Annotated in this window: 3 protein-coding genes and 1 pseudogene; 2 read left to right on the top strand and 2 right to left on the bottom strand. The window is 68.7% G+C overall.

Features of this window, described 5'->3' with window-relative positions:
* A partial coding sequence (locus A9X05_RS17910) for a Zn-binding domain-containing protein (protein ID WP_067783113.1) occupies positions 1-1,564 on the top strand: 1,564 nt, incomplete at its 5' end.
* A gap of 320 nt (positions 1,565-1,884) precedes the next feature.
* The gene (locus A9X05_RS17905) at positions 1,885-2,922 is read left to right on the top strand and encodes a PAS domain-containing protein (RefSeq protein ID WP_067783108.1); all 1,038 of its coding nucleotides are present in this window, start codon (positions 1,885-1,887) and stop codon (positions 2,920-2,922) included.
* On the opposite strand, the gene A9X05_RS17900 is transcribed toward A9X05_RS17905, so the two are convergent.
* Entirely contained in the window at positions 2,919-4,460 is a 1,542-nt protein-coding gene (locus tag A9X05_RS17900; RefSeq protein ID WP_067758837.1) for a radical SAM protein, read from the bottom strand. The genes A9X05_RS17905 and A9X05_RS17900 overlap by 4 nt on opposite strands.
* Before the next feature lie 5 nt (positions 4,461-4,465).
* Positions 4,466-4,647, bottom strand: a pseudogene (locus A9X05_RS31720) (hypothetical protein); the annotation flags it as partial.

The following is a 4,647-nucleotide window of genomic DNA, read 5'->3' as shown; positions in this document are numbered from 1 at the left end:
GGGCGCGCGGACGGTGGCCTTGTGGGAACCGGCGCTGCGGCCCGATCTGCTGGGCGAGAACGGGGCACCGGTGCGCCGCTCCGCCGGCGCGGAGGCGGCGCGGGTGATGGCCGACCTGATCGCCGAGGGGGCGCAGACGCTGACGTTCGTGCGCTCGCGCCGCGCCGCGGAGCTGACCGCGCTGGGCACCCAGGCGCGGCTGGACGACATCGCCCCGGAGCTCTCCGGCAAGGTGGCCTCCTATCGCGCCGGCTACCTCGCCGAAGACCGCACCGCGCTGGAACGTGCCCTCGCCGAGGGCCGGCTGCGCGGGCTGGCCACCACGAACGCCCTGGAGCTTGGTGTCGACATCGCCGGACTGGACGCGGTGGTGCTCGCCGGGTTCCCCGGGACCGTCGCCTCGTTCTGGCAGCAGGCCGGCCGGTCGGGCCGGCGCGGGCAGGGCGCGCTGGTGGTGTTGATCGCCCGCGACGACCCGCTCGACACCTACCTGGTCCACAACCCCACCGCGCTGCTGGGCAAGCCCGTCGAACGGGTGGTGATCGATCCCGCCAACCCCTACATCTTGGGACCCCAACTGCTCTGCGCCGCAACCGAAATGCCGCTCGAGGAGGCGGAAGTGCGTGACTTCGGCGCCATCGAGGTGGCCGAGGGCCTGCTCGACGACGGCCTGCTGCGTCGCCGCAACGGCAAGTACTTTCCCGCGGCCGGCCTAGAACCGCATGGCGCCGTGGACATCCGGGGTTCGGCGGGCGGCCAGATCGTGATCGTGGAGGCCGACACCGGGCGGTTGCTGGGCAGCACGGGCGTCGGTCAGGCCCCGGCGTCGGTCCACCCGGGTGCCGTCTACCTGCATCAGGGGGAGAGCTACGTCGTCGACTCACTGGACTTCGACGACGCGATCGCCTTCGTGCACGCCGAGGACCCCGGTTACGCCACGTTCGCCCGCGAAATCACCGACATCGCCGTCACCGGCACCGGAGAACGCGCGCAGTACGGTCCCGTCACACTGGGTCTGGTGCCGGTCACCGTCACCCACCAGGTGGTGGGCTACCTGCGCCGCCGGCTCTCCGGCGAGGTGATCGACTTCATCGAGCTGGACATGCCGGAGCAGACGCTGGCGACCACGGCGGTGATGTACACCATCACCGAAGAAGCGTTGCTGCGCAAGGGTATTGACGTACCGAGGATCCCCGGATCGTTGCATGCCGCCGAGCACGCCGCGATCGGCCTGCTGCCGCTGGTGGCCAGCTGCGACCGCGGCGACATCGGCGGCTTGTCGACCGCGGTGGGACCGGATCCGGCCGGCCTGCCCAGCGTCTTCGTGTACGACGGCTATCCGGGCGGCGCCGGGTTCGCCGAGCGCGGCTATCGCAAGGTGGGCACGTGGCTGGGTGCGACAGCCGCCGCCATCGAGGCATGCGACTGCCCCCGGGGATGTCCGTCCTGCGTGCAGTCCCCCAAGTGCGGCAACGGCAACGACCCGCTCGACAAGGCGGGCGCGGTGCGGGTGCTGGAACTCGTCCTGGCGCAGTTGCCGCGCGCCGAGCAACCCGGCGGATGACGACCGACCCCTCGACGGTCGACCCCGCGGATCTGCTCTGTGACACCCGTCCCGAGCGCGCATTTCCTGCTGCTTGAAGAAACGGGCGCGTGCTGTCGCACGGTCGGACGAACGCTCACCGGTGAGCGGTTGGCGGCCGGCTGCGCGGGCGCAGCAGCAAACTATCAAAGGCCGCGGCGGCATGGCAACTTCATCGGCATCGGCGTTGCGGCCCGAAGGCGTTGGCGCAGAGAACGATAGCGTTTTCTGCGGCCGATTCGAATCCTGCCTATAGGCCCGAGGTCCCGAGGAGTCGGGCCCCCGCCGTAAAATCTCACCGCATGGGCCACGACTGGTTGCTCGTGGAGACGCTGGGGGGTGAACCCACCGTGGTGGCGCAGGGGCGCCAACTCAAGAACCTCGTGCCCATCACCACGTTCTTGCGCCGCAGTCCCTATCTGTCCGCGGTCCGGACCGCGATCGCCGAGACGGTGCAGACCGGACAGAGCCTGACCAGCATCACACCCAAGCGCGACCGCGTGATTCGCACCGAACCGGTGGTGATGTCCGACGGCTATATCCACGGGGTGCACGTGTGGACCGGGCCCGCCGACGTCGAACCGCCGGAGCGGCCGATTCCGGGGCCGCTCAAGTGGGATCTGACCCAGGGCGTCGCCACCGACACCAGGGAGTCGCTGGTGAACAGCGGAAAGAATCCGGAGGTGGAGGTCACGTTCGGCCGGGCCTTCGCAGAAGATCTCCCATCCCGGGACCTCAATCCCAACGAGACCAAGGTCCTCGCCATGGCCGTCAAGGCCAAGCCCGACCAAACCATCTGCAGCACTTGGGATCTCACTGACTGGCAGGGCAACCCCATGCGGATCGGCTTCGTCGCGCGGACCGGATTGGAAGAGGGACCCGACGGCCGCGACCATCTGGTCGCGCGGGCGATCAACTGGCGCGCAGAACTCAAGGGCCCGGCGGTGTCGACCGACGATCTGGCGCAACGGATCCTGAGCGGACTGGCCCAGGCCGGCGTGCACCGGGCACTGATCGACCTGAAGAATTGGGCGTTGCTGAAGTGGCTGGACGAGCCCTGCACCTTCTACGACTGGCGGGGCAGTGAGACGGGCAAGCCGAAGGTGCATCCGGACGATCAGCACTTGGTGGCGTCGATGACGGAGGAATTCGGCCACGGCGCCACGAGTCGGGTGTTGCGCATGCCCGGCAATCACGACGACTGGGTGCCGGTGCACGTCACGGTCAACCGGGTGGAGCTCGAACCGGATACCTACGCCGGCCTGGTGTCGCTGCGGTTGCCCTCCGATGAGGAACTCGCCGCCGCGGGGCTCTCGGACGGCCCCGAGCCGACCGGCTAACCGACCACGGGCAGCAGGCGTTGAGCGGCCAGCGAGAGGCGCTGGCCGGCGAGTTGCGGCCAGGCCTGCACCGCGCAGAACGGCGCGCACTGGTCCTGCGACGAACGAGTGCCGACGTGCACGCAGCACTGCACCAGCCGCTCTTCGATCATCGTCGACATGTCCATGAACGGTTTGACCGTGATGCGCACGACTCGCTCGCCCAGCATCCGCCGCAGTTGGCGCCGCCGGCCGGGCAGCGCGGCGGACGCCACCGTCAGCAACGTCGCCATGCCGAGATCGCAGTTCTCGCAGATCATGCGCCACACGTCCGACATCTGCGGGTGTGACAGCGAGGACTGCTCCGACAGCAAGCCCATCAGCGATTCCCGCACCGCCAGGCGCAACTCGCGGGGGATGTCGGAGTCGGCGATCCGGTTGGCGACCAACCCGAGCTTGTCTTTGAGGTTGTCGTGGCCGATCAGGGCGACCAGCGAACGCCATTGCCCGCTGTCGTCACGGAGCGCGTACCCGACCGAACAGCAATGCGGGTGCGAGCAGGGCAGCGCGGTCAGGTCCCGCCAGGTGATTAGGTCGCCGGTCTGCGGGCCCAACCGCCTCAGCACACCGGTATGGGTGAGGCGCCTGTCCGGGTCGATGAGATCGGAACGCCCGGACGCGAATTGCGGCTGGATGCAGACGCCTCCGACGTACGGCGTGTCCAGCGCGAGCCTGACGACGCCGCCGATCTCGTCGTCGTTCACGCCGAGCGCCGCCGTCATCACCAGGGTGGTGAAGATTTGACGCTCGGAAAGTCGCCGCAGCGCCGCGTGCTTGACCCGCGACAGGTCACCGCCGCGGTGGTGGCGGTGCGCGGCCGGCGATATCCCGTCGTATTGCAGGTACACCTCGGCGCGTTCGCGGTACTCGGTGAGCAGGTCGAGGAGCTCGTCATCCTGCGCTATCCGCAAACCATTGGTGTTCAACAGGATTCGCGTGATGGGTCGCGAACTCAGCTCGGCGAGCAGCTCGGGCAGCTGCGGATGCAGGCTTGGTTCGCCGCCGCTGAGCATCACCACGTCGAGGCGCCCGTTCTCGCGTGCCAGGCGCTGGTCGACGTTGGCCAGCACGTCGCCGACCGCGACGACGTCGCGAAGGTCTGGCGACGAGTCGGCGAAGCAGGTCGGGCAGCGCAGGTTGCAGGTCGCGGCGACATCCTCGAGCAGGATGCAGGTGTGTTGGGTCTGCATCTGTGGCAAGCCGCGCAGATAGGCCGACGGGATCGGGTCGAAGTTACCCGGGCTGTCGGGGACATGGGCCTTGGTGGGCGCGGTCCACTCCTCGAGGTAGGCAAGGATTTCGGGGTCTTCGTCGTACAGCGTCCGAACGAGTCCATGCCGGGGACAGCCTCGTTCGAGCCAGACCTGGCCGTCGCCGCGCACGGCGAGCCAGCCACTGAGCCGCGCCACGTCACTCAACGGGCGATCGGGTTGTTCGGCGTGACATCGCGGGCAAAAAGCGTTGACGTAGCGGTGGATTCGGTCACCGCGCAGTTCCATGCCGTTCATCGGGTGATGTGGTAGAGCATCGGGTTCAATCCGGTGCAGATGCCGACGGTGAAGATGGAGGTGAGCGCCCAGCCGATCATCAGTCCCATGCCGATCCCCCTCGCCCACGCGCTGCCCTTGACGAACAGCAGCGCGCCCCCGCCGCCGAAGGCGATCAGCCCGAGCATGACGGCCCCCG

It is taken from the genome of Mycobacterium sp. E3298, assembly GCF_001666895.1.
GTDB lineage: Bacteria > Actinomycetota > Actinomycetes > Mycobacteriales > Mycobacteriaceae > Mycobacterium.
This window is presented reverse-complemented; position numbering and strand designations above follow the sequence as displayed.

Excerpts from the sequence above, each read along its gene's own strand:
- A9X05_RS17905 (WP_067783108.1), top strand. The coding sequence starts at position 1,885 with ATGGGCCACGACTGGTTGCTCGTGGAGACGCTGGGGGGTGAACCCACC.
- A9X05_RS17900 (WP_067758837.1), bottom strand. The coding sequence starts at position 4,460 with ATGGAACTGCGCGGTGACCGAATCCACCGCTACGTCAACGCTTTTTGC.